This window comes from Nocardia sp. NBC_01377, assembly GCF_045040005.1.
Taxonomy (GTDB): Bacteria; Actinomycetota; Actinomycetes; order Mycobacteriales; family Mycobacteriaceae; genus Nocardia; species Nocardia noduli.
On record NZ_CP109566.1, the window covers coordinates 3,213,248 to 3,236,562 of the forward strand.

Sequence of the window (23,315 nt, forward strand, 5' to 3'; positions counted from 1 at the left end):
GCCTGTCCAACCGCCGCCGATCCGCGGCAATTACAGTGCCCGGGGTGACCACACGATCGGCCGCGGCCCTCGCCGCGGAACTGGAAGCCGAACTCGACCTCTACCCCGACCAGCGCGGCGAGATCTTGCTCGAGGCAGCCGAGCACTGGCGCCGCGCCGGGGCCCACGACCGAGCGATCGACCTGTTGACCCGAGCTATCGAAGACGGCGGCGAGGACGGCGGCAACGCCCGCGTGGCACTGGCCGAGGTGTTGTTCGATCTCGACCGTGCCGCCGACGCCGACACCCAGCTCGATGCGTTGCGACACAGCAGAACCGATTCCCCTGTGCCGTGTCACATGGCCGCCGAACTGCTGGAACAACGCGGCGACTATCGGCAGGCGCTGACCTGGTTCAACATGGCCGTCTCCCGACTCACCGACGAGGAGATGGCCGAGACCGACACCGAAAACGGATTCCTGTCCTACGCCAACAACGTCCTCGCCGGCCGTCGACGCATCCGCCGAGCGCAGGGCCTGCCACCCGACGAGCTGGACGAATCCGTCCAGAGCTTCGCCGAACACCTCGACGAACTCGCCCACATGCCAGCACCGCCCACAACACCGCGCCAAGCACGGATCCTGTTCTGGCCTCGCGACGAGTTTCCCCGCGCACACGAAACCTGGCCAGGACTGGTAGAACACACCGACTTCGCCGTCTTCGCCGCCGACCGGGAGAAAGCCAACCGCGAGTTGGCCGACTCCGGCATCGCCCGCCTCACCATGGCACCGCTCACCGTCGCGAAACTCCTCGAATACACCACACGCACCGGCACCGACCCCACCGACTCCGACACCCGCTTGGCCTGCATGAACGAGATCATCGACGAAGGCAAATCAGTCCACTGGCCACCCCCACGCAACGCACCATGCTGGTGCGGATCAACCATCAAATACAAGAAATGCTGCGGCCGCCCCACCACCAACTGACCCACCACCCCACACGATCCATCACCACCGGGTGCTGTCCGCCCGGGAAGCCCTCGACTGGGGCATGATCGCCCGCGTGGTGCCGCACGAGGAGTTGATGGACACCGCGCGCGAGGTACTCGCGCAATGCGCCCGGACAACGCCGATCGCGCGGCGTCGTCAAAGCGAGCCTGGACAACTACCTGGGCTTGAACGACCGCATCGGGATGCGCTCCAGCCTGCGCGCACCCGAAGTCTCCGAGGGATTCCGGGCCTTCAAAGAACGGCGATCACCCGACTGGGTGCACCCCGACCTGCGCGGGTAGCGTCTGCTCCCCATCAGCGCGCCGCCATCGAACCCGCCGCGCGATGGGCCGCCACAGCCTCGCGTCGGGCCCGCGACGCCGCCGGTATCCGGTAGCCGATATCGGCGGTGCGCATCCGGAATTCCTGTGGCGGGCATCCCTTCCAGCGCCGGAACGCGCGGATGAAGGAGGCGGCCTCGGCGTAACCCAGGCGGGCGGCCAGCTGTTCGGTGGTCATATCGGTGTGGGTGAGCAGTTCCTCGGACAGGGTCTGGCGCACCTCGTCGAGCAGGGCACGGAACGAGGTGCCCTCGTGATTGAGTCTGCGCGACAGCGTGCGTGGACTCATGAACATTTCCGAGGCGACCGCGATCTGGTCCGGGATCGCGCCGGGATCGCGGATCAGCAGATCGCGCACCGATCCCGCGACACCCGTGCGGACGTGGCGGCGTGTCAGCATGTCCCGGCACAGTTGCTCGCACGCCGCCCGCGCCCATTCGCTCGGACGCGGTAGCGGCAGGTCGACGTACATGCGGTCGAAAACGACCATGGTGCGGCGCGCGCCGAATATCGGCGTCACGCCGAATACCTGGCGGTGGATCGCGGTGCTCGCGGGCGCGGGATGCTGGAATTCGATGCGGGCCAACGGGATGTCGGCGGCGAACAGTTCCCGGCCGATCGTCCGGATACCGGCGAGCGCACGCTCGGTGAGGAAGGGTCGCAACTCCGGTGGGATCTCGGAATCGTCGAGATACAGGCGGGCCTCGCCGGAACCCTCCTCGAAGGTCAATCTCCCGAACACGAACGCCGCGTCGAGATAGCGCCGCGCCACCTCGATCACCTCGCGCACCGTCCGACTGCTGAGCATGGCCAGCCCCCACGGTCCGGCCAGGGAAAGGTGTGAGCGACTGCCCGCCAGTGCGCCCAGACCCGGTTCCCGACCGCACCGCCGAACCAGGTTCCGCACGATCCGCAATTCCTGGCGGGCGGTGATCTCGGCCGAGGAACCCGTCAGCGACTCACGTGACAGACCTGTTCCCTCCAAGCTTTCCGGCACGGGAATTCCGCGTTCTTCGGCGAGCCCGAGCAGAATATGGGCGCTGGAGGTGCGGCGGCGAAGATCCCAGTCGAACATGAACCCGCAATTCCGATCGAACGTGTACCAGACGGATTGGCGCAACTTATCAACGACCGGGCCACCACAAGTGTGAAACGACAAACTTTCGACCGCTCGGGATCGTTGCCGCGTGGTCGCGGTACCCGTTCAGGAGTCGGAAACGATGATTCCCGTCGCCCGTGCGAACGCGGGCGCGAGGTCCATCAATTGCAGGGTCGTGATGGTCGCGCCGCGCAGCGCGTCGATGCCGTCGGCGATATCGATTCCGACCGCGCCGCGCAGATCCACTTGCGTCAATCGGGCGTTGTTCAGCAGTACTCCGTCCAGTCGGGTGCCATCGAAGGTCACCTCGGTCAGTCTCGCGCCGCCGAAATCGGTATCGCGCAGCACGCAGTCGACGAACGCGACCTCGCGCAATGTCGCCGAGCGCAGATTGACCGATTCGAGTTTGCATCCTTCGAAGCGGACCCGCCGCAGGACCGCACCGCCCGCGTCGACGCCGACCAGCGCGCCCGTGACGATCTCGGCGTCCTGCCACACGGTGTCGGCGAGTTCGGTCCCCACCCAGCGCACATCGCGCAACCAGACGTCGTGGAATCGGGTGTGGCGCATACTGCCGCGATTCATCGCGAAATCGGTGAGGGCCGATTCGACGAAACGCGCGTTGCCGATATCCGCGTCGGCGATATCGACACCGGTCAGATGTGTGCGGTCGTAATCGCCCTCGGCCCGCAGGTCGTCCTCGAGCGGCTCCAGTCGCCGCGCCCACGGCAGGTCGGCGAGGTCACGAGGCACGTTCGCCACCCCCGACGCGGTTCCCCCGATACGAACGATCTCCGCTACCCATCCGATGAACGCTAGCGACACCCACCGACAGCTTTCGAAGCACGGGCCGCTTTTCCCGCTCGAAAACAAGATCGTTAGCCTGGGAAATGGATTGGCGGGATTCGTGGTTCTCCCGTATGACCCATGGCAGGACCTCGCGCAGAGGACAATCATTCGGAGGGCGCAATGACACCTGAGGCATCGAGGAGGTGGCATGCCTGAGGAACGCAAGGTCGCTGTTCACGGTCAGACCGCGGGCTACCGTCAGATCGCCGTGCACGCGGCCCCCGCGCTACGGCCCGCGCTGACCGTTGTGTTACTGCTGGTCAGCGCCCTGCTGCTGTACGCGGCCGAACGCGCGGCCCACGAAGGAGTCAATCGCGGCTGGTTCGTCGCGGTATCGCTGGCCGGACTCTTCGTGGTGCGCGGCCTGCACCTGTGCCGCCCGATCACCCTCACGCACGTGGCCGCCGCCGTCGTCGTACTCGCCCTGGCCAATGTGGCCTACCGCGCCGAACATTCGCTGGCCGGATTCGTCTTCCTCGCCTCGACCGGGCTCGTGCTCATGCTGCCGCATTCGAGCCGACCGCAGCCCGAGCACCGATACCGGGTGGCCGAACTGATCGGCCGGACCGAACGCGACCCGCTCGCGGCCTTCGCACTGCACTCCTCCAAGAGCTATTTCTTCGACGCGACCAACTCCGCCGCGATCGCCTACCGCGCCCGCTTCGGGATCGCGGTCGTCGCGGGCGACCCGATCGGTGATCGCGTGGCATTCGGCCCGTTGATGACCGAATTCTCGGTGTTCGCGGCCGAGAACGGCTGGCGGATCGCGGTGCTCGGCTCCGGCCAGAAGATGGCCGAACTGTGGCGGCACCGCGCCGTCGAACACCGCGGCCTTCGCACCGTCCCCATCGGACGCGATGTGGTGATCGACGTCGGCGCTTTCGCCATGGTCGGGCGGGAGTACCGGAATCTGCGCCAAGCCGTGAACCGCACCGCGAATTTCGGGGTGACGACCGAGATCATGCTCGAGACGGCGCTCACCGAACCGCTGCGCGCGGAACTGCTCGACATCGTCGACCAGTGGCGAGTGGGCCGTCAGAACCGCGGATTCTCGATGATCCTGGACCACCTGCTCGACGGATGCCATCCCGGGATGCTGCTGATCATCGCCCGCGACGCGCAGGGACGGGTCGCGGGATTCCAGCGCTACGGCATGTCGGCACGGGGGACGGAGCTGAGTCTTGACGTTCCGTGGCGACGTAAGGACGCGCCCAACGGCCTCGACGAACGCATGATCGTCGACCTGGTCGACTACGGACGCGCGAACGGCGTCACCCGGATCTCGCTGGCCTTCGCGCCCTTCCCGGAGCTGTTCGCCGAGAAGGAACGCTCCCACGGCGGGCAGCTGATCCACGCCACGGTCCACCTCGCCGACCCACTCATACAGCTGGAATCGCTGTATCGGTTTCTGCGTAAATTCCACGCGATGGCCGAGCAGCGCTACGTGCTGGTCCGGTGGCGCGAAGTCCTCCCGGCCGCGCTGGCGCTGCTGACACTGGAATTCGTGCCGCATCGCCGCCAGTACTGACCCACGGTCCGACCGGTCCGAGAATCCGGGCGGCACTTCCATCGCTGCACTCCGTTGTGCAGTTTCCCGATGTCCGGGTTGAGCTCGTTCAGGTCGAGTCGCGTTCGATCAGAACGGCGAGTTCGCTGGCGGCGTCATCGCCGTCGCCGGGTGGCAGACCCAGCGCGTTCATCATGGCGTCGACAGCGGTGTCGACGATCGCGGCCGCGACGAATCCGACAGATGTCAACGGCGGGTCGCTCAGGGCACCGAGACCGATCGCGTCCACACCGATGACCGCGAGGTCGTCCGGGCAACGCAATCCCGCCCGGCGGATGCCGTGCAGCACGGCGAAAGCGGTCTCGTCGCTCTGCGCGCACACCGCGCTCACACCCTGCTCGACCCAACGGGACACAACCTCGGCGGCATCGGAACCGTCGTCGAGGATTTCCGCGGCGACGGGTGCGGGAATTCCGTGATCGGTGGTGGCGGCACGGACACCTTCGAGCCAGTACTCCCCGAGCAGGCGAAGTTTGGGATTCGGGGAGAACGCGAAGCCCAGCCGTCGATGCCCGCGAGAGAGCAGGTGCTGGACACGCATCCGACCGACGATCAGATGCAGCGAGGCCAGAGAGTCCAGGTTCGCACTGCCGAGATGGATTTGCGGGATCTTCGCGGCGTTCGCGGCCTCGAGCGCGGCACCACCGAGGGGGAAGACACTCGACACGGCGATGGGGTCGAGGCTGGCGATCGCTTCGGCCACGTTGGCGCCGTCCTCGGTTTCGAATTGCAGCGACATGACGATGCCGTGTCCGGCCAACGCGGTGGTGAGTCGACTGCTGACTTCCATCGCCAGTTCGTGCAACGCCATCTTCGGCACGACGTAGAGAACCAGCCCGCTGGCACCGACCTTGAGATTACGAGCCGCCAGATTCGGCCGATATCCGATAGCGGCCGCGGCCTCGCGCACGGCCTGCTGCGTGCGCGCCGAGATTCGCTGATTCTCGACGTTGTTCAGCACGTAGGTGACCGTGGCAGTCGAAACCTCGGCCAGGCGGGCAACATCGGCTCTTGTGGGCCTGGCGGACCTCTTGACACCGTCCATGCTGCCTCCCGCCCGGACCTACCGCAACCTGCCGTGCATCATCGCACGACGATCCCGGTACGCCGCACCGCGCACGTCCCGCGCAGAGTTCGGTCCACAACGTCGATCAGCGTCTGGACGAGGAGAACTTACACGAGTAAGTTGAGGCTGCTTCTCGACAACGACAGTGCTGTTGCACCTCGAGCAAAGGATTCGTGTGGCCGTCGACAATGTGCAGATACCCTCCGACTGGGACCAGATCACTCCCGAGTGGATGACCACCGCCCTGGCCGAGCATCATCCGGAGATCCGGGTGTCCTCGGTCGAGGTCGTCCTCCGTGACGACGGAACCAACCGGCGCGCGCGCCTGGCGCTGACCTACGACCGCGGACAGGGTCCGGCGTCGGTGTTTCTCAAAGGGGCCGACCCCGCGCACAAGGAACTGATCAAAATGACCAGTGGAATGTTCCACGAGCCGAGACTTTTCGGTTGCGGTGTCACATTGCCGGTCGAGCATCCGGCAGTATTCTGCGCGCTGATCGACGAGAAGGCGGAGGACTTTCTGCTGGTCATGGAAGATCTCACCGTCAGGGGCGCAGACCCGCGTGACGCGGTCCGCCCCCTCACCATCGATCAAGCCGCCGACGGTGTGCGCGCATTGGCGCGACTACACAGCCGGTACTGGGGCGCGCGACTCGACGCGCACACCGAACTGGCCTGGCTCGAGCCGTTCGAACCCTGGGACGGGATGCAGATCGCGCCACTACAGACCGCGCTGGATCGCCTCGGCCCGGACGCACCCGCGTCGGTGACCACACTGAGCATCCAGGACCTGATCGAGAACATCTGGAAGCCCTACATTCGAAGCCTGACCCACGGCCCCCAGACCTTGCTGCACGGCGACGCCCACGTCGGCAACACCTACCTGATCGATGACACCCACGTCGGATTCCTGGACTGGCAGGTGGCCCGACGCGGTCACTGGTCGCTGGATCTGGGCTACTTCCTGCAAGGAGCCCTGACCATCGATGATCGCCGCGCCTGCGAGGACAGACTCTTGCGCGAATATCGCGACGCGCTCGACCTGCCCACCGACGAAAAACCCTCCCCGCAACAGATCCACCACGGCTACCGCGCTTCTGTCGCCCACGGCCTGACACTGTGGTTGTGCACCGCCAGCGCGGGCGAATTCTGGCAACGCCCCGACATCGCCTTGGCTCTGGCACAACGCTATTCAGCGGCATACGCCGATCTCGACACCGCCACCGCCATCGCCGACCTCGATACCGCAACTCGGCCCTGATGCACCGACACCGGATCTGCCCGGCGGTGCCAGTCGTATTGAGCCTCACCAACAGGCCAAGCAATCATCAGCTACACCCCACCGCCCTGGGCAGGATCGCCAAGCATCGCCGGATGGCCGAGAGTTTCTCCTCGTACCGGACACCACCGACAGACTCACCATGAACGTCGGACTCCGCTTCGCAGGTCACACCCGCAACAGACGGGCACTGCCGTGAAGTCGGACGCGCGACAGGATCCACAGCCTCGTGACGTCCCTCGGCGGCTTCATCGAGATCACGACAGGCGTGAAGTCTTCCAGCAACTCAGCCTGAAACTCAGTTCGTGATCCGCTTGCGGGATGCTGCGGAAGCCCGACACTTCGTTGATCAACTCCGTTGCGGGAAAGACTGATGCGCAGTTGAGCGTGGACGCCGATTCGGTGACGGAAAGAATCGGTCATCACGTGGGTGTGCGCCGAATACCCGATGAGCACCTCCGGCGACGGCCAGTACACCTTGTCCGTCGATTCTCGGCGAATCCTGAACCGGTTACAGGCTGGGACGTAGCGGTGCGTTCGAGGCCGCACTGTATGCGTAGCGCGTCGGCCGATGTTTCCAGCAGGGCAATGATCTGCGTACGGCCCTCCGTACGCGCGGCACGATCACGAGCCGCCGAATTCGGCGCGGGCGACGGCAAGGCGGGCGGAGTGCTCAGCGGGGCGGGCGGAGAAGCTGGTCGAGACTTCGGCAAGGCACACCTACCGTCCGGGCCGAGCGTAGGCCGCCGCGCACCATGGGACCTCTCGAACTGGACCTTCGCCCGCGATCGTCAGCACCAGCGGCTTCCGGATGACATCACGGCGCTGCAATGCCGTGAGCGACACGAATACCCGGCCGATTCGCCTGTACCGTCCTGCGATTCTCGAGCGCTAATTCCGCGTCACCGGTGCGTACCCGTTCAACTGCGGCATGAAGGTCTTGCCGTCTATTGACAGTTTTCGCACTAGTCGAGCTATTCTTCTGACGATAGCTTGATCACATATTCATTATCAGGGATAGTGCCGTGACATTGCCCGAAGAATATGAGAACCAATAGGCAACACCGATCCACCTGCTCACCGAGTTTGCGCAAGGCAAGAATAATGTACCGTCTACGCAGTGCATCTATTGATACGCCGGGACGCAATTGCACTCACGGATGCCGACGAGTTCGCCGAACCGTCGGCCACCTGTCGAATTCGACCAGGGCGTCGCGTGCGACGCCGCCATCATTACCCATTCGGGCCTACAGCGACCGGACGGCCAACGCGTCGTCCGAGCCCGACCATCACAACGATGCCCGACCATGGCCGAATGCTCCGCGCGACAACAGATCTCGGATCGACACACATGACCAGTCGACGAGTGGATGCACAGCGTCAGGTCGAGAGCGGGTTGCCGGACCGACAAGGGAAGCGCTCCGCCCATTAATTCCGACCAGAAGGTTTCATGCCTGATTAACCGACCGATTCCCCGAAATGGGGACGAAACCAGGGAGGGCGATATGAGCTAGTGGTGGTGACTAGATCGACGTCTGCGAGCACCTTCTGGTAACGTCAGTTGAGTTCACGACAACTTCGACAGATAATTCAGGGGGCATGCTCCGATGGTCGCGCCCGGACTGTCGGCACGGGGGTTGCGAAGGCTAATCGTTGTCTCAGATGTGCCCACGTAGGTTTTGGAATTATTTGGGCAATTTGGCGACCGGAATCGAATCAGTTGTTCGACAGCCCATCGGCGTGCATATCATCCGTTCCCATATCTACATCGATTTCAATAGAGGTAACTTGTATTGAGCTGCGATATGGCGGGAGTCGGCGGGGGGTGGTGTCGAACCACCGGGCGGCTGCCGGACAGCAGTGCATGAACAGGTTCGCGTACGCATTCCGGGTTACAACGGGGTCTGTTCCGGACTGCTCCAGAAGGAGAGGTTGTGGAGTTCTTGATTCTCGGCCCGTTGGCTGTCCGCTCAGGGGAATGTGAAGTGGCTATCTCGGCTCCCCGGCAGCGGATCGTTTTGACAACGCTGCTGCTCAACCCCAACAAGATCGTTTCTGTCGACCGCATCGCGCGATTCGTCTGGGACGATCCGCTTCCGCCGAGCGCGGCAGCCACGATCCGCACCTATGTCATGCGGTTGCGTCGAGCGCTCGGTCCGTTCGGAGTGGAACGAATCCAAACGTGCGCACCCGGCTATCGCATTCGGATCCAAGAGAACGACACCGATCTCGGCCGTTTCCTCTCACATAGACGGGAAGCGAAGGCACTCGCCGAGTCCGGTGATCTGGCCGGAGCAGTGGAGGAGCTCGATCGAGGACTCGGGTTGTGGCGCGGTGACCCGTTCATCGATGTCCGGCACTCACGACTACACGAGTCCGAAAGCGGCCACTTGCGAGAACTGCGGCTGCAGACATTAGGTTGGCGACTCGATATGCAGTTGGAGTTGCACCGCCACGCCGAGATCCTGCCCGAGCTTCGGAAAGTCGTTCGCGAACAGCCGCTGAACGAAGCCTTCATCGGCCGACTCATGCTCGCGTTGTTCCGCTCCGGCCAGCAACCGGAAGCACTCGGGCTGTTCCAGCGTGTCCGCGACGACCTGATCGGCCAGTTCGGAATGGAGCCCGGCCTGGAGCTGCGCGAGATACAGCGCCGCATCTTGCATGGAGAAGACGAGCGGGCGCACACCAGACTGTCGGCGCCGCACAGCGACGCCCCGCATACCGTCGAAAACGCGGAGATACCGATGCCCGCACAGCTTCCTCCCGAGGTTCGGGGTTTTACCGGTCGCTTCGGCAAGACCCGCGAACTGCACGAGCTACTCACCGACCGCGCGGATTCGCGGCGGCCGGCGACGGCCGCGATCGTCACCGGCGCCGCCGGTATCGGCAAGACCAGTCTGTTGCTACGAGTCGCTCACGCCGCCAGCGGTGACTTCCCAGATGGACAGCTCTACGCCAGCCTCGCGGGCCACGGCGGTGCGGCCGCCGATCCAGCGGGTGTGGCCACGCGCTTCCTGATCGGGTTGGGACTGTCCCGATCCGCCATTCCGGACGGCGACACCGCGCAACTGGCCCTGTACCGTTCGGTCGTCACGCGCCGCCGGGTTCTGATAGTGCTCGATGATGTCGTCGACGCGTCCCAGGTGCGTCCGCTGATGCCGGGCAGTGGTGACAGCCGGATCTTGATCGGCAGCCGCAGGCGTCTCGCCGATCTCCAAGGGTCGAGCACCGTCGCGCTGGCGCCGCTGGCGGACGATACCGCGATGGATCTGCTGGCCGGCATCATCGGCAAGGGGCGGATCGATGCCGACACCGACTCGGCCCGTTCGATCGTGCGAACCTGCTCCGGCCTTCCCCTGGCGCTCCACATCGTCGGCCTGCGTGTGCTCAACCGGCCGAATCGCGATCTGGACGAGACCGCCCGCAGGCTCGCCGATCCCCAGCGGATCCTGGACGAACTGCAGGTCGGGGATGTCGCCGTGCGATCGGCGATCGGCCGGGTGTACGAAACTCTCGGCCACCGGCCCAGGGACGGCGACGATCTACGCAGGGCCTTCCGCTGGCTCGGCATGATCCCGAGCCGCCAGATCCGGCCGCACACCCTGGCGGTTCTGCTGGAGTGTTCGGAGCACCGAGCCGAAGAATTGCTGGAGGATCTGGCGGACGTACACCTGCTGCGCGGGCTGAACGGGGACCACTACACCATAGATCGCCTGAGCTGGGCCTTCGCCCGCGAACGCCTCTACAAGGAGGAGCTGTCGGGGTACTACATCGCGGCGCTGGGACGGCTGAGCCAGCACGGATACCCGACGGACATGTCCTACGCGTCCGCGGAACGACCCCCTTCCTGACGGAGTACGCGGGATCTGCCGGTCAATCGGAACGGCGATCGGCCGATCGGTTCAGCTGCGCTCCGGCGAAATGGCCTAACAGGACCACCAGTACCTCGGCGGGACTGGTGGCCAGGAAGAAGTGGCCCCCCGGAAAGACCCTGATATCGAACGGGTCCCGCGAATGCCGGACCCAGGCGCGGGCGTCATCGACGGTGGTGTGCGGATCCCGGTCTCCGGTGAGCACCGTGATCGGGCACGGCGGTGGGCCGTCCGGTGCGAATCGGTACGTCTCCACCGCGCGATAGTCGCTGCGCAACGCGGGCAGGATCATCGCCAGCACCTCGGGGTCCTCCAGAAGCGGGGATTCGGTACCGCCGAGGGAACGAACCTCGGCGGCGATCCCCGCGTCGTCGCGCAGATGCACCAGTTCGGTGCCGTGCAGATGCGGCGCGCGACGCCCGGAGGCGAACAGGTGCAATGCCAGGTCGGGACTGTCCCGCCGCAGGCGTCGAGCCACCTCGAACGCGACGACCGCGCCCATGCTGTGCCCGAAGAGCGTCAGCGGCCGGTATGTCCACGTCCGCATGATCTCGTGGATACGGTCGGCGAGTTCGCCGATGTCCTCGATACCAGGCTCGCCGCGCCGGTCCTGACGGCCGGGATACTGCACCCCGACGACATCGACTTCCGGTGCCAGCGCCCGCGCCACCGGCAGGAAGTAACTCGCGGCGCCGCCCGCATGCGGGAAGCAGACGAGTCGGTGCTCTGCCCGATCTGTGGGCTGCAACCGTCTGAACCAATTCGTTTCGTCGTCCATGCTGTCCTGTCTCGCTGATCGGAGGTGATCACAAACGGCTCGCCCCGAACCATCCTTCGGCAGGACGGCCGGTATCCGGCAGAATCTGGCGCGGTCGGCCGGGCATGTCACCGCGCGGCTGCCATTCGCGCGGATAGCCCATCGATACCTCCTCGAAGCGCACGCCGTCGTGCCAGCTGGTGCGGGGAATGTGCAGGTGTCCGTAGACGACGGCGGTAGCGCCGAAACGGGTGTGCCAGTCGGCTGTTCGCTCGGTACCGCACCACTGCGCGAAGACCGGATGGCGCAGGATCCGGGTGGGGGTGCGCACGAGCGGATAGTGATTGACGAGCACCTTGGGCAGTGCGGGGTCGCAGCCCCGCAACCGACGCTCGGTAGCCGCTACCCTGGCCGCGCACCACGCCGCCCTGTCCGGATAGGGGTCGGCGTGCAGCAGGAATTCGTCGCTGCACACCACTCCCGTGTCGTGCGCGAGTGCCAGCGCCTCCTGCTGGGTCGTGACGCCCGCGGGCAGGAACGTGTAGTCGTAGAGCACGAAGAGTGGCGTGATCAGAATCGGCCCGTCCGGGCCGTGCCATACCGGGTACGGGTCTTCCGGGGTGAGTACACCGAGGTTTCGGCAGAGCTCGACCAACCGGTCGTAGCGGGCCACGCCGCGCAATGTCACCGGGTCACCGGGCGGCGTCCACAGCTCGTGATTGCCGGGCGCCCACACCACCGTGGCGTATCGCTCGGCGAGCCTGCTCAGCGCCCATTCGATATCGGCGAACTGTTCCGCGATATCCCCGGCGATCAGGAGCCAATCCCGCGGGGACTCCGGGCGTATCCGTGCCACGATCGCCTGATTGTCCCTGTGCCCGACATGCAGATCACTGATGGCGAGCAGGTTGCCGTGCGCCGTCATGAACGATGCCTCGCCACTGGCGGGCACGAGGCGGAATTCAGCGGAAAGGACACGTCTCGGAGCGTATTGCCGGGCTGTGACTCGGACGTTCCGCCGTGATATCGCGCGATCCGCCGCGCCGGACACACGCACGCCACGGAAACGCTATCGGCTGCTGCCAGCATCGACTTCGCGTGCGGCGAGTACGCCGGGCGGGATCGCCGGTGGGCGCCGTCCGTTCCGAGCGCTGCCGACGAAGGACTACCGTGGCCGATCAGATTGCCGTCACAGCACAACTCACCGAGTACATCCGGGACGTCTCCCTGCGGGACGACGAGATCCTGCGCGAGTTGCGCGCGGAAACCGCGGACCTGCCCGGTGGGACCGCCATGCAGGTACTCGCCGAAGAAGGGCAGTTCCTCGGTCTGCTCGCCGGACTGGTGAACGCCCGATCGATCCTGGAGATCGGCACCTTCACCGGCTACAGCACACTGTGCCTCGCGCGCGCACTGCCCGCCGACGGCCGTCTGGTCACCTGCGACATCACCGACCGGTGGCCGGCGATCGGCGCCCCGTACTGGGAGCGCGCGGGAGTGAGTCCGCGCATCGACCTGCGGGTCGGCGACGCGGGCACGACACTGCGGGAGTTACTGGCCGAGGAGGGACCGGGCGGCTTCGACCTCGTCTTCATCGACGCGGACAAATCCAATTACCCGCGCTACTACGAACTCTCGCTGACGCTCGTGCGCCGCGGCGGCCTGATCGTCGTGGACAATACGCTGTTCTTCGGGCGGGTGGCCGATCCGGCCGCACAGGACGCGGACACCGAGGGGGTGCGCGAACTCAATGCCCGCCTGCGGTCCGACGAGCGCGTGGAGATCAGCATGCTGACCGTGGCGGACGGCATCACCCTGGCCCGTCGCCTGGCCTGAGCCGATCGGACGGCGCAATCGTGCCGAGACGTCGGAAAGCCTTGTGCGCCAGCCTCTTCGTGCACCGATCACCGTAGCCTCTGCGCGACGTGGTGATCCCGCGTCGCGCAGAGACGCCGGTGCGCGAGCTAGCCGCCGATCGCGGGCGCACCGATCGAGTCGGTCACATCCAGTCGAATCGTGGTCGACCCGCCCCATCGCGCGGGTAGCAGGTGCAGTCGCTCGACCCCCGCGACCTCGGGCGCGGCCAGCGCGTCGCGGCACTCGCACGGCTCGTCGTCGAAGCCCGCGAAGCGGTAGGCGACCTCCATCATTCGGTTACGGTCGGTGGGCCGGAAATCGGCGACCAGATGCGTGCCCGCCCGGTATGCCCGGTCCCCGAGCCAGGCGAGCACGGTCGATCCGGCGCCGAACGAAACGACCCGGCACGAGGTGGCCAGCAGCTTGAGATGCCATACGGACGGCCGTTTCTCGATCAGGACGACGCCCACCGCACCGTGCGGTCCGAACCTGTCGGACATGGCCGCCACCAGGACCTCGTGCTCCGGATCCCGCAGCAGCCCGCGCAACGTCTCGTCGGAGTAGTGCACACCGGTGGCGTTCATCTGGCTGGTGCGCAGCGTCAGCTCCTCGACTCTGGACAGCTCCTCCTCGGTGGCGGGCCCGATCCGCAGGACCAGTTCCAGCGAGCGCAGGAAGTCCTCGTCCGCACCGTCGAATTCGGCGCGTTCGGCGTCGCGCCGGAACCCCGCCTGATACATCTCTCGGCGCCGCCGCGAATCCACCGTGCTCGCCACCGGCCTGAACTCGGGCAGGCCGGTGAGTGTCGCGGCGGCCTCCGCCGGGTAGCAGCGGACCTCGGGCAGATGGTAGGTCACCTCGGCCCGTTCGGCGGGCTGATCGTCGATGAACGCGATGGTCGCCGGCGCGAAGTTCAGCCGCTCCGCGATGCGGCGCACCGCGTCGGACTTGCGCCCCCAGCCGATCTCGGGCAGGACGAAATACTCCGCGAGCCCGAACACCTCCAGCCGGGCCCAAGCCAGGTCGTGATCGTTGCGGCTGGAGATCGATTGCAGGATGCCGCGCGAGTCCAGTTCGATGACGACGGCGCGCAGGGCGTCGGCGAGCACCACCTCGCCGTCTTCCAGCAGCGTGCCGTGCCACAGTGTGTTGTCGAGGTCCCAGACCAGGCACTTCACCGTGGCGGGTTGTGCGGGAACCGATTTCTCGGCCATGACCACCCCTTCGTCAGCTATCGGCCAGCACGTGATCGGCCAGCAGCAGCTGACACATCTCGTTGCTGCCCTCGATGATTTCCATGCATTTGGCGTCGCGATAGGCGCGGGCCACCGCGTGCCCGTCCCTGGTGCCCGCGGAGGCCAGCACCTGCACGGCGATAGCGGCGCCCCTGGCCGCCTCGGTGGCGCCGACGTGTTTGGCGAGCACGGTGGCGAGCACCTGATCCGGCGCGCCCTCGTCCCAGCGGCGACTCGCGTGCTCGCACACGCGCAGGGCGGTCTGCTCGGCGACCAGTAGGTCGGCGAGGTGCCGGGCGACGAGCTGATGGCCGCCGAGCGTCCGCCCGAACTGCTCGCGGGATCTGGCGTGCGCCCCGGCGGCCGCCAGGCACGCGCGCAGGATGCCGACACATCCCCAGGCCACCGACATCCGCCCGTAGGCGAGCGCGGACGTCACCACCAGCGGCAAGAACTGGCCGCCGCCGCCGAGCAGATGCGCCACGGGCAGCCGCACCCCCGCGAAACGCAGGTCGGCGTGTCCGGCGGCGCGGCAACCGAGGGGGTCCGCGATGCGGTCCACCCGGACACCGGGTGCGCGGGTTGGCACCACCACGGCACCCGCGCCGCCGTCGTCCATGATTCCCACCACAACGACGAGATCGGCGTACGCCGCGGCCGTCGACCAGATCTTGTGCCCATCGACGACGACGGTGTCCCCGTCGCGAACGATTCTGGTCCCGATGGCCGAGAGGTCGCTCCCCGCGGCGGGTTCGCTGAAAGCGACCGCGGCCAATTCCCCGCCGGTGAGCCTTGGCAGGAATTCGGCCCGCTGGTCTTCGGCCCCGAGCCGCGTGATGGTCCAGGCCGCCATGCCCTGCGAGGTCATGATGCTGCGCAGGGAGGAGCACAGGCTGCCCACGTGCGCGGTGAACTCGCCGTCCACGGCGCTGTCCCAGCCGAGGCCACCGTGCGCGACCGGGACCTGCGGGCACAGGTATCCGGCGGCGGCGAGTTTCCGCAGCAGGTCACGGGGCAGCAACCCGGCGCGGTCCCAGTGCTCGGCCTGGTCGCCGACGAGGTCGGTGAGCGCGGCCCTGGCCTCGGTGAGCCCGCCGGTCATTGATCGCCCCGGAGCCGATCCACCAGCGCCGCCATGTTCACCACGGTGCGGAAATTGTCCAGGCGCAGGTCCTTTCCGCGAATGGAGAGGCCGTAGGTCTGCTCCAGGAACACCACGAGCTGCATGGCGAACAGCGAGGAGAGACCACCGGCGGCGAAGAGATCGGCCTGCGGATCCCACGAGCGTTTGGTCTGCGTTTCCAGGAAATCCAGGACTCCCTGCTGGATATCCGCGCGTTCGGCCTGTTCGACCGGGATATTCGTTACGTCCACTGTCTTCTCCTCAGTTCGTGTACTCGTAGAAACCGCGACCGGACTTGCGGCCGTGGTGACCGAGCCGGACCTTCTCCAGTAGCAGGTCGCAGGGGAGGCAGCCCTCGTCGCCGGTGCGGTCGTAGAGGACCTGGAGCGAATCGACCAGGTTGTCGATGCCGATCAGATCGGCGGTCCGCAACGGCCCGGTCCGGTGACCGAGGCAGTTCTCCATCAGCGTGTCGACGTCATCGGCGGTAGCGGTGCCCTGCTCGACGATTCGCGCCGCGCCGTTGATCATCGGGTGCAGGACTCGGCTGGTGACGAAGCCGGGATTGTCGCGCACGACGACCGGTTCCTGCCCCAGCGCCGCCAGCGCGTTCTCCAGCGCCACCATGGTGTGGGCACCGGTACGCACCCCGCGAATGACCTCGACCGTCCGAATCAGGTACGGCGGGTTCATGAAATGGGTGCCGACGACATCCTGTGGCCGCAGCGCGAAACCGGCGAGTTCGTCGATCGGGATCGACGAGGTGTTCGAAACCAGCGGGGTGCCGGGCGCCACCACCGCCGACAGCTCGGCGAACACCTTCGACTTCACCGCGAGGTCCTCGGTGGTCGCCTCGATGACAACGGTGGCGGACGCGACGTCGGCGATCGCGGTGGTGGTCAGGGGCGCACCGGCCGCGTCGTCGTCGGGGAACCTGCCCACCAGCTGGGCCATCCGCAACTCCGCGGCGACCCTGGTGCGGGCGTCATCGAGCCGGGTGCCGTCGACATCCACCAGTACGACCGGCAGCCCGCGAACCAGCGCCAGAGTGGCGATACCGACACCCATGACGCCGGCCCCGACCACGGCGATCAGCTGCCCGCCCGCGGTGCCCGACCCGGATTCCGTCTTCATCAATGCGCCTTCCTTTCCTTGTGCTCCAGTCACGACACGATCGATTCGAGCCAGTCGGAGACGGCGCCTGCTGTCGTGGCCGAATGCTGCTCCAACATCGAGAAGTGGTCGCCGGGAACGTCGACGACCGCCTGCGCGGACGGCCAGCTGGAGCGCCAGTCACCCACCGCGGGGGCCGAATCGCCCAGCGGGCTGGAGGCCCGCACCAGCAGGGTGGCCGCCTCGACCACCGGCGGGGTGTAGTCGTCGAGAATCCGGAAGTACTTGCCCATCGCCGTGAGCCGCGCGCCGTCCATCGGGACGGCCTGATCCTCGCGATCGAACATGCCTGCCAGCAGCACGTTGTTGAACTGGGTCATCGCCTTGTCCGAGGACAGGTAGGTGTCGAGCAGGACGACGGCGGCCGGGCGGACGCCCCGCTGTTCCAGGTACGCGGCCACGCCGTGCGCGACGATGCCGCCCGAGGAGGAACCGAGCAGGATCAGCGGGCGATCGCTGCCCACCCGCTCGAGAATCTCCTCAGCCTGGTAGTCGAACAGCGCCGCCATGGTCGACGGGAGACGCTGGCCGGGCAGGAAACCCGGCGCCGACAGCGCGCTCGCCCCGTAGACGCCGCGGAACTGCGCGACGAACCGGGCGTACTGGTGACCGCCGCCGAGAGCGACCAGGGAACCGAGACACACCAGTTCGGGCGCGTCGTCGCGGACGGTGATCCGCACCAGCCGCGGCGGTTCGTCGCTTCCGCGCAGCTGCGCGGCGGTGTGGAACTCCTGCCGCAGTGCCGAGGCGTTCTTGAGCAGATCGATGGCCTCGTCGGCCTTACCGCGCCTGCCGAGCCTGCGGAACAAGGTGACGACCGGGTCGTCGTCGGACCCGCTCGGCGGCGGTGCGGCCGTCGCGGGACCCGGCGGTGCCGCCGCGGACTTCCACTGCGCGGCAACCAGTTCGGCGAGCGCGGTGGGGGTACCGCTGCTGAACACGGCGGTCGGGAGCAGGGCGATACCGAGTGCCGCCGCCAGGCGGTTGCGCAGTTCCAGCGCGGTCAGCGAATCGAACCCGACCGACAGGAACTGGTCATCCGCGCCGACCGCGGTGGCGTCGTCGTGCCCGAGCACCTGGGCGGCCAGCTGCCGCACCGTCTCCAACAGGATGACCTGCTGTTCGCCGTCGCTCGCCGTGGCCAGCCGGTCGCGCAGCCGGTCATCGGTCGCGGGCCGGACCCGCCCCCGGCTCCGCACCAGCGACCGCAGCAGCGGCGGCACCGGGCCGTCGCGCAATGCGGTGAGATCGAGGTCGGCGGTGACCAGCAACGGGTCGGTCACGGTGTGCGCCGCGTCGAACAGCGCGGCACCCGCCTCGGCGGAGAGACCGCGAATTCCGCTGCGGGACATGCGATCGAGGTCAGCCTCGGAAAGGGCCCCGGTGAGGTCGCTGCGCTGCTCCCACAGACCCCAGGCCAGCGATTTGGCCGGTAGACCGGCTCGGTGGCGTGCGACCATCATGGCGTCCATCGCGACATTGGCCGCCGAGTACGCGGACTGACCTGGTCCGCCGAAGACACCGGCGACCGACGAGTACACCACGAACGCGCGCAGCGGAGTGGCGAGAGTGGCTTCGTGCAGATTCCACGCGCCGTCGACCTTGGGCCGCAGTACCGCGTTCAGTCGTTCCGCGGTGACCTCGCCCAGCACGGCGTCGTCGATGATGCCCGCCGTGTGCACGACCGCGGTCAGCGGATGCTCGTGCGGGATGCGGGCGAGCATCGCGTCGACGGCGGCGCGATCGGTCACGTCGCAGGATTCGACGGACACGTGCGCGCCGAGCGCCGTGAGTTCGGCGACCAGTTCCGCGGACGCCGCCGGACCGCGCCGTCCCGCCAGCAGGAGATGGCGAGCCCCGTGTGCGGTCACCAGGTGCCTGGCCAGAATTCCGGCGAGGGTGCCTGCGCCGCCGGTCAGCACCACGGTGCCGTCGCCGCCGAAGAGTCCGGTGTGCGCGGTGGTGGCGCGTACGCGCGTGAGCCGGGGGACGTGGATCACGCCCGCCCGCAGGGCGGCCTGCGGTTCACCGCTGGCCAGCACCGCACCGAGCAGTTCCGTCGTCGGCTCGGCTTCGTCGGTGTCGAGCAGTATGAAGCGCTCCGGATGCTCCTGCTGGGCGGAGCGGACCAGACCCCACACGGCAGCGCCCGCGATATCGATGGGCTGTGTTCCCACGTCGACGGCGCCGCGCGTCACCACGATCAGCGGTGGACAATCCCCCGCGGGCCGGGCAAGCCACGCGCCGAGGTGGTTCAGCACCGTCGCGGTGGCGGCGCGTACCGCGACGGGGGGACTCGAATCAGGGGGAAGGCAGGGCAGTAGTACCGCGTCGAGACCTGACGTTTCGGCGCCGACACCGGGCAGCTGCCGGTCCTGGGCCAGGCCGGGCAGCGGGTCGCTCGGCAATCGGTCGTCGCCGATCACGGCCCAGCGGCCCACCGTGCCGCTCGCGGCGGAAGTATCGAGCTGCGGCCATTCGACACGGAACAGCGAATCGGTCGGGGTGCGCAGCGAGTCGAAGGACGCGGTGCGCATGGTCAGCGTGCCGACGGTCACGACCGGCCGCCCGTCCTCGTCGGCGACCTCGAGTGATACCGCGTCCGGGCCCCGCGGCCGGAGCGTGACGCGCAGCACGCGGCCTGCGGGAGCATCGGCGTGGATGTGCACGTGCTGCCACGAAAATGGCAGGGGCACACCGGAAGCGGCGGGCTGCGCGGCCGGATCGGTGTCGGCCTCGGCGTCGCGCAGGGTGATCGTGTGCAGAAAGGCGTCCAGCAGTGCGGGGTGCACACCGAACCCGTCGGCCACGGTTTCCGGTAGCGCGACCTCGGCGAAGACCTCCCCGCCGGACGCCCAGGCGTCACGTAGACCACGGAAGGCCGGACCGTACTCCACACCGCGCGCGTCCAGAATGTCGTAGAGTCGCGCGACTCGCATCCGCCGCGCGCCCGTCGGCGGCCACGACGCCGGTGGTGACTCGGGGGGAACCGGAACCGGCGCGGGGGCCAGCACGCCGCTGCCGTGACCGGTCCACTCCGCGTCGGGCTCGGAATCATCTGTACGCGAATGTATGTCGATGGCACGGCGACCGGCCCGATCGGGCGCGCCGACGGTCAGACGCAGCCGGATAGCGCGGCCGTCGGCTCCGCCGGGCAGTACCAGAGGCGCGGCGAGGGTGAGTTCCTCGATCAGCTCGCAGCCGAGCAGCCGCCCGGCGTGGGACGCCATCTCAAGGTAGGCGACGCCGGGCAGCAGCACAGTGCCGCGCACGGCATGATCGGCCAGCCACGGCTGGATCGCCACCGACAGCCGTCCGGTGAACACCGTGCCGCCCCCATCGGGCAATTCGACCGCGGCGCGCAGCAGCGGATGCCGTGGATCGTCCTGTCCGATGGCGGCGGGGTCACCGCCCGCCGGGGCCGGATCGAGCCAATAGCGCTCGCGCTGGAAGCCGTAGGTCGGCAGGTCGACCCGCCGCGCGCCCACACGTTCGAAGACCGGACGCCAGTCGACCGGCAACCCTGACACGTGCGCCGCACCGAGCGCCGTGAGCAGGCGTCGCGCGTTCCCCTCGTCCCGGCGCAGCGTTTCGAGCACGGTGAGGTCGTCGAGACCGGCGTCCGCGGCCGCGTCCTGAATATTGAAGGTCAGCGTGGGATGCGGGCCGACCTCGACGAAAGTCCGGTATCCCGCGTCGAACATGATCCGCAGCGTCTCGTGGAAACGCACCGTCTGCCGCAGGTTGCGGAACCAGTACTCCGGTCCGAGCTCGGCGGGTCGCACCCACGCGGCATCGGTGGTCGACAGCATCGGAACGGTCCCCGCGCCCGGTGTCACCCCGGCGAGCGAGGCGAGCAGCGCGTCCCGCACCGAATCGATGGCGGCCGAATGCGGTGCGTAGTCGATCGGGGTCCGGAACGCCATCACGTCATCGGATTCGGCGAGGAATTCATCGAGGGCGTCCGCCTCGCCGGCGAGCACGACCACGCGCGGGCCGTTGACCGCGGCGATGGACAGCCGGTCGCCGTATCCGTCGATCAGTTTCTCCGCGTCGCCCGCGGTGAGCAGCACGGTGGCCATCGCTCCGCCGCCGGTCACGGCGGCCAGGGCACGGCTGCGACCGACCGCGATCGCGGCGGCGTCGGCCAGGGACAAGATGCCGGCGACACAGGCAGCGGCCACCTCGCCCTGGCTGTGCCCGATCACCGCGGCGGGCTCGATGCCGTGGGCCCGCCACACCGCCGCCAGCGACACCAGCACCGAGAACAGCACCGGTTGTAGCACTTCCACGTCGTCGATGGCGGGTGCGCCCGGCTCCTGCCGCAGCACCGCGATCGGTGACCAGTCGAGGTGATCCGCCAGCGCGCGTGCGCAATCGGCCATGCGCTCGGCGAACGCCGGTGAGCTGTCGAGCAGTTCGGCGGCCATCCCCGGCCATTCCGAGCCGAGACCGGGGAAGACGAAGACGACCTTGCCTGGTTTGCGCGCGGTGGCGCCGACCCGGTCACTGTCGGCGCGCACGAGTTCGTCCAGTGCGTCGAGCAGTTCGGCGCGGTCGGCGCCGACCACTACCGCGCGTTCCGCGAATCGGGATCGGCCCAGTGCCAGCGATATTCCGATATCCGCCGGATGCAGGTCCGGGTCGGCGGTCACATGCGCGTGCAGCCGCCGCGCCTGTGCGCGCAGGGCGACGGGCGTCCGCGCGGACAGCGTCCAGGCCGTCGGCCCCGGCACGCGGGCGGGCGGCGCGGCGTCCGCGTGCCCTGGCGCGGATTCGATGACCACGTGCGCGTTGGTGCCGCTCGCGCCGAAGGACGACACCGCCGCCCGGGGCGGCTGCCCGGTGACCGGCCACGGCCGCGTGGAGGTCAGCAGCGCGACATCGCCCTGGCCCCAATCGATTCGGCCGCTCGGTTCATCGATGTGCAGCGACCGGGGCAGCACACCGTGGCGCATCGCCAGCACCATCTTGATGACACCGCCGACACCGGCAGCGGCTTGCGTGTGGGTCAGGTTGGATTTCAGCGACCCCATCAGCAGGGGGCGCCCGGACGGACGGTCGCGACCATAGACCTCCAGCACCGCCTGCGCCTCGATCGGATCGCCGAGTACCGTGCCGGTGCCGTGCGCCTCGAGCACATCGACATCGGCGGGCGACAGACCGGCATTGCTCAGTGCCTTCCGGATGACCCGCACCTGCGCGGGACCGTTCGGCGCGGTCAGGCCGTTGCTCGCGCCGTCCTGGTTGACGGCCGAGCCGCGAATGATCGCCAGTACCGGATGGCCACGGCGTCGCGCATCGCCGAGGCGCTCCAGCACGACCACGCCGACACCTTCACCGAAGGCCGCGCCATCGGCGCTGTCGGAGAACGATTTACAGCGGCCGTCGCGGGCGAGGCCACCCTGTCGCGACGCTCCGCTGAGCACACCGGGCCCGGACATCACGGTGACGCCACCGGCGAGAGCGAGGGAGGTGTCCCCCGACCTGAGAGCCTGACAGGCCAGGTGAATCGCGACCAGCGAGGACGAGCACGCGGTGTCGAGACTGACTGCGGGCCCCTGCAACCCGAGCAGATAGGAAACGCGACCGGAGACGACGCTGGGAATGGTTCCGGTGCCGAGGAATCCGGCCAGATCCTCCGGCGCGTGCGCGAGCCTGCTGCCGTACTCGCTGTTGATGACGCCGGCGAAAACAGCGGTATCGCCGCCGCGCAGGCTCTGCGGATCGATACCCGCGCGTTCGATGCTCTCCCAGCAGACCTCGAGCAGCAACCGCTGCTGCGGGTCCATCGCGAGCGCCTCGCGCGGGGAGATCCCGAAGAAGCCGGCGTCGAATTCCATCGCGTCGCGCAGGAATCCGCCCGCGAGGGCAGGCGCGCCGTCCTCCCTCGGCAGGTCCCAGCCGCGGTCGGCGGGGACGGGTGTGACACCGTCGCGCTCGGCGATCAGCAACGCCCAGAGCTCATCGGGCGTGCGAACGCCACCGGGAAAGCGGCAGCTCATCCCGACGATCGCGACGGGTTCCATCGCCTGTTCGGCCTGCCTGCGGTTCTCCCGGCGCAACTGCTGGTTGTCCAGCAGGGCGGCGCGCAGCGCCTCGACCACCTGGTCCGTTGTCATAGCG

At 67.7% G+C, this 23,315-nt stretch carries 16 protein-coding genes and 1 pseudogene; 6 read left to right on the forward strand and 11 right to left on the reverse strand.

Translation table 11 applies throughout. The annotated features are described in order from the left end of the window. Positions 1–44 precede the first annotated feature (44 nt). Together OG225_RS15115 and OG225_RS15120 are read left to right on the forward strand one after the other, a co-directional pair. Positions 45–968, forward strand: coding sequence for an SEC-C metal-binding domain-containing protein (locus OG225_RS15115; protein ID WP_405182232.1), 924 nt, complete (start codon positions 45–47; stop codon positions 966–968). A 28-nt stretch (positions 969–996) separates the two neighbouring features. Further along, a pseudogene (locus OG225_RS15120) lies at positions 997–1,273 on the forward strand (enoyl-CoA hydratase/isomerase family protein); the annotation flags it as partial. Between the two features lie 13 nt (positions 1,274–1,286). Here the strand turns inward: OG225_RS15120 and OG225_RS15125 are convergent. Both OG225_RS15125 and OG225_RS15130 read right to left on the reverse strand, forming a co-directional pair. Continuing rightward, positions 1,287–2,387 (reverse strand): AraC family transcriptional regulator, encoded by a 1,101-nt coding sequence (locus OG225_RS15125; RefSeq protein WP_405182233.1) that lies wholly within the window; start codon positions 2,385–2,387, stop codon positions 1,287–1,289. Between the two features lie 129 nt (positions 2,388–2,516). Then, positions 2,517–3,164, reverse strand: a complete 648-nt coding sequence (locus OG225_RS15130; protein ID WP_405182234.1) for a pentapeptide repeat-containing protein — start codon at positions 3,162–3,164, stop codon at positions 2,517–2,519. Positions 3,165–3,408: 244 nt separating this feature from the next. Here OG225_RS15130 and OG225_RS15135 point away from each other — a divergent pair, with 244 nt between their 5' ends. After that, positions 3,409–4,788, forward strand: coding sequence for a bifunctional lysylphosphatidylglycerol flippase/synthetase MprF (locus OG225_RS15135; RefSeq protein WP_405182235.1), 1,380 nt, complete (start codon positions 3,409–3,411; stop codon positions 4,786–4,788). A gap of 88 nt (positions 4,789–4,876) precedes the next feature. Here OG225_RS15135 and OG225_RS15140 read toward each other — a convergent pair whose 3' ends face one another. Beyond that, positions 4,877–5,872, reverse strand: coding sequence for a LacI family DNA-binding transcriptional regulator (locus OG225_RS15140; RefSeq protein ID WP_405182236.1), 996 nt, complete (start codon positions 5,870–5,872; stop codon positions 4,877–4,879). 253 nt (positions 5,873–6,125) lie between these two features. Here OG225_RS15140 and OG225_RS15145 point away from each other — a divergent pair, with 253 nt between their 5' ends. Further along, positions 6,126–7,154 (forward strand): phosphotransferase, encoded by a 1,029-nt coding sequence (locus OG225_RS15145; protein ID WP_405183277.1) that lies wholly within the window; start codon positions 6,126–6,128, stop codon positions 7,152–7,154. Positions 7,155–7,340: 186 nt separating this feature from the next. On the opposite strand, the gene OG225_RS15150 is transcribed toward OG225_RS15145, so the two are convergent. Continuing rightward, a complete protein-coding gene (locus OG225_RS15150; protein WP_405182237.1) occupies positions 7,341–7,595 on the reverse strand; it encodes a hypothetical protein in 255 nt (84 codons plus the stop codon). A 1,562-nt stretch (positions 7,596–9,157) separates the two neighbouring features. On the opposite strand from OG225_RS15150, the gene OG225_RS15155 reads away from it, so the two are divergent. Further along, entirely contained in the window at positions 9,158–11,023 is a 1,866-nt protein-coding gene (locus OG225_RS15155) for a BTAD domain-containing putative transcriptional regulator (RefSeq protein WP_405182238.1), read from the forward strand. A 22-nt stretch (positions 11,024–11,045) separates the two neighbouring features. On the opposite strand, the gene OG225_RS15160 is transcribed toward OG225_RS15155, so the two are convergent. Then, complete coding sequence (locus tag OG225_RS15160; RefSeq protein WP_405182239.1) at positions 11,046–11,822, reverse strand: thioesterase II family protein; 777 nt, start codon at positions 11,820–11,822, stop codon at positions 11,046–11,048. A gap of 28 nt (positions 11,823–11,850) precedes the next feature. Beyond that, entirely contained in the window at positions 11,851–12,753 is a 903-nt protein-coding gene (locus OG225_RS15165) for a metallophosphoesterase family protein (RefSeq protein WP_405182240.1), read from the reverse strand. A gap of 218 nt (positions 12,754–12,971) precedes the next feature. On the opposite strand from OG225_RS15165, the gene OG225_RS15170 reads away from it, so the two are divergent. Then, positions 12,972–13,637: a class I SAM-dependent methyltransferase gene (locus OG225_RS15170; RefSeq protein ID WP_405182241.1), complete on the forward strand. Its 666-nt coding sequence runs from the start codon at positions 12,972–12,974 to the stop codon at positions 13,635–13,637. Between the two features lie 128 nt (positions 13,638–13,765). Here the strand turns inward: OG225_RS15170 and OG225_RS15175 are convergent, their stop codons facing one another. Genes OG225_RS15175 through OG225_RS15195 form a run of 5 tightly spaced genes read right to left on the reverse strand, consistent with a single transcriptional unit; the run spans position 13,766 to position 23,311 of the window. Continuing rightward, positions 13,766–14,872 carry an HAD-IIIC family phosphatase gene (locus tag OG225_RS15175; RefSeq protein ID WP_405182242.1) on the reverse strand — a complete coding sequence of 369 codons (1,107 nt, stop codon included), beginning with the start codon at positions 14,870–14,872 and terminating at the stop codon, positions 13,766–13,768. A 13-nt stretch (positions 14,873–14,885) separates the two neighbouring features. After that, the gene (locus OG225_RS15180; protein ID WP_405182243.1) at positions 14,886–15,995 is read right to left on the reverse strand and encodes an acyl-CoA dehydrogenase family protein; all 1,110 of its coding nucleotides are present in this window, start codon (positions 15,993–15,995) and stop codon (positions 14,886–14,888) included. Then, positions 15,992–16,267, reverse strand: coding sequence for an acyl carrier protein (locus tag OG225_RS15185; RefSeq protein WP_405182244.1), 276 nt, complete (start codon positions 16,265–16,267; stop codon positions 15,992–15,994). Before OG225_RS15185 ends, OG225_RS15180 begins: the two co-directional genes overlap by 4 nt. A 10-nt stretch (positions 16,268–16,277) precedes the next feature. Continuing rightward, positions 16,278–17,150, reverse strand: a complete 873-nt coding sequence (locus tag OG225_RS15190) for a 3-hydroxyacyl-CoA dehydrogenase family protein (protein ID WP_405182245.1) — start codon at positions 17,148–17,150, stop codon at positions 16,278–16,280. A 29-nt stretch (positions 17,151–17,179) separates the two neighbouring features. After that, the gene (locus tag OG225_RS15195; protein ID WP_405182246.1) at positions 17,180–23,311 is read right to left on the reverse strand and encodes a type I polyketide synthase; all 6,132 of its coding nucleotides are present in this window, start codon (positions 23,309–23,311) and stop codon (positions 17,180–17,182) included. Between the last annotated feature and the right edge of the window lie 4 nt (positions 23,312–23,315).